The sequence below is a fragment of the Nostoc sp. ChiVER01 genome, from assembly GCF_034531155.1.
GTDB lineage: Bacteria > Cyanobacteriota > Cyanobacteriia > Cyanobacteriales > Nostocaceae > Nostoc.
On the sequence record NZ_JAVRBS010000069.1, the window covers coordinates 1 to 3012 of the forward strand.

Below are 3012 nucleotides of genomic sequence, written 5' to 3' on the forward strand. Positions count from 1 at the left end.
CGTCACAAAAAGCGGCACAAGATGTGCAAGAGAAAGCTAAACAAGCATCAGAGGGGTCGTAAAGATTTAAATTTGTTCGTTCAAAATTCAAAATAAAGAAGAAATAAAAATTTTTAATTTATTAATTCTGGGTACAAGCCCCCACCGATTCAAAAAATCAGTGGTCTATTCTACAGGAAGGCTTCACCTACAATCAGTGTCGGGTTTTAAGCCCCCAATGATTGTAATTTTGAATTTTGAATTGTTTTTGACTCCATATTCTCCTTCCTCGTCTATAAATAAATACTTTGCTTCTTAATGCTTTCTTTGCTCTAATAATCTAAACTCTAAAATTACAACTGCCCCACATACTCCCCAAATTCCCCCTCCATCAACACCTTCCCCATCTTCTGGTACTCCCGCCGAGTCGCACGTACCAAGTGACACATTTGTACCACCCCACCATCATCGGCTGCCAAAAAAGCTGCTGCCAGCACAATATTGCGTATATTCCCTCCCGGAATCTCAAAACGTCGCGCCATAAAATCCAAATCTAATTCTGCACTACGAGGAATAGCGTCTGGCCAAAGGTTTTGCCAAATGTGGCGACGATGCTTCTCATCCGGTAAAGGAAAATCGAGGGTAAAATGCAATCGCCGCACAAACGCTTCATCCATATTTTTGCGAAAATTCGTCGCCAAAATTACTACGCCGTTATACTCCTCCATTCTTTGCAAGAGGTAGCTGACCTCAAGGTTGGCATAGCGGTCATGGGCATCACTTACCTCGGTACGCTTGCCAAATAGGGCATCAGCTTCATCAAAAAAGAGAATTGCATTACTAGTTTCTGCCTCCTGGAAGATGCGGGATAGGTGCTTTTCTGTCTCGCCAATATACTTGCTGACCACTGCCGAAAGGTCTATTTTATACAAGTCTAACTCCAATTCTCCTGCTACAACCTCAGCCGCCATTGTCTTGCCCGTCCCTGGAGGCCCTGCAAATAGAATGTTTAGTCCTTTGCCTAAAGACAGCTTTTTCTCAAAACCCCACTCGTCATAAACCAAGCTACGATATTTAACATAATTACAAAGTTCTTGTATTGTATTTTTTTGCTCATCCGGTAAGATAATGTCTGACCACTTGTAGCGTGGTGTAATCTTGCGAGCCATTTCGCTTAACTGACGATTTGATTGCAAGCGACAGGCAGCGATTAGGTTATTTATAGTTATCTGCCCTGGCGTTGGATCTTGCCAACAAGCTAAATTACGTGCTGTAGCTGCCGCATCCCGAATTTGTCCACCACTAAAACGGAATTTGTTAGCCAAATCCTGTAGAGGTGCAATGCCTTGCTCCCCTATAAACCTTGTCCATAACTCTACCCGTTGGGCTGCTGTCAGGGGAGGAAATTCCACTCGCAAAAAGGTCAAGTCTGGTTGTGCCTTGGATGGTTCCCAGATAGTGTTACCTGCTAAAAAGGTCAGCAATTGCATTTCCTGCACTTGGTGCAGTAATGCTAACCGCCAAGCGGCTTTGTCCGAAGCTAAAAGTGCGTCAAAACCTTCAAAGTATATAGCTACTGACTGTAACACCGCTTCACGGTAAGCTAGAGCAATAATTGTTTCAAATTCTCTCGATTCCTCTGATAATAGTCTTTCTAACTCTACTGTCAACAACCCGATTCCCAATTCCTGACAAAATGCCTCGGCAGTAGTATGCTTGCCAACTCCGTAAGTTCCTTGGAAGTAAAATATTAGTCTGGTTTTAATTATTTGTTTCTCCAAGGCTAGTAAGCCTAAGCGTTCTTTAATTTCCAGTGGTAGTAACAAATCTTCAAGTTTTACTTGAGGCCAGGTGTATTTAGCATAGGGTAAAAGCCGGGTGTCGAGTTCGTCATTACCAAGTAAATAATTAACTACCCGTTCATCGACTTTGAGATATTTACTCAGCAGTGGTGGTTGCTGCTGTGACGAATCATCAAATAAATGCAGCAGTTGATGTTTGATTAGGGGAGCAGTAGGCAGAAAACGTTGACGTGCTGAGAGCTTGCTTTTGAAATCTGCACATAGTAAATTTAACACCAAATCTACAGAGGGCCGCTTCTTTCTTACGTCATCTTGGAGATAAGCATAAAGACGCTCGTAACCCAAATCTAATTCCGGAGCTAAACAAATTAATAGCGTATCTCTGTCAAGTGGTGTGAGCTGAAAGTGACAAACTAGTTCATGCAAGCGTAATTTAATGCCTTTTTGAATACTCCCAGTTTGGCGTTGAGCGATATCAGCAGTCATTCCTTCTAGAGCAGTTTGAACCTCGATTGAAGACAATGGTGTTGGAATATTTGCCCAACGGGGTAAACCTATGGGTTGTCTTAGGAGTTCCTCTATCTCTTGTTCGGAAATAAGAAGTCCCTGCAATTCATTGTCACTTGGCTGGATGTGCTGCATTCTCCAGACTTGGACTCGAATCAGCAGGTCAATTCTCTCTAGCTCTGCCAAAATATGCTCAACTGAGGTTGGATAATATTCCATTGCCCTTATTACTATAATCTCAACCAAGTTGATATATTATTATCATCAAGCCAAGCAACTTTTTGCATTTTTGTTTTGAGAGATTCTATTTCTATTTTTAAACTAGTTATCTCTTGATTTGTCGTTAAGTCACGTTCTGTCTTGAAAGATTGCAACTCTGTAATTTGAGTCTGGAGAGTTTTGAATACTGGCTGTTTTTTCAGATTTTCTATTTCTGATTTCAGCATTGTAATTTCAATAAGTGTAGTTAGATCATTATCCTTGTTATTTGCTTCTAACTCTGTTTGAAAAGACTGAATTTTTGCTAGTTGATTTTGGATTTCTGTTAATTGATTGGAATTTTTGAGCGATTCTATCTCAGACTTAAAGGATGGAAGTTCTGCTAGTTGATTTTGGATTTCTGTTAGTTGATTGGAATTTTTGAGCGATTCTATTTCAGACTTAAGGGACTGAAGTTCTGCTAGTTGATTTTGGATTTCTGTTAGTTGATTGGAATTTTTGAGCG

The 3012-nt window shown here is 40.8% G+C and carries 2 protein-coding genes; both read right to left on the minus strand.

Translation table 11 applies throughout. From position 1 onward, the window contains the following. Window positions 1-332 precede the first annotated feature (332 nt). Window positions 333-2507 (minus strand): AAA family ATPase, encoded by a 2175-nt coding sequence (locus RMY00_RS35985; RefSeq protein ID WP_322652124.1) that lies wholly within the window; start codon window positions 2505-2507, stop codon window positions 333-335. Between the two features lie 11 nt (window positions 2508-2518). Continuing rightward, a partial coding sequence (locus RMY00_RS35990; protein ID WP_322652125.1) for a hypothetical protein occupies window positions 2519-3012 on the minus strand: 494 nt, incomplete at its 5' end.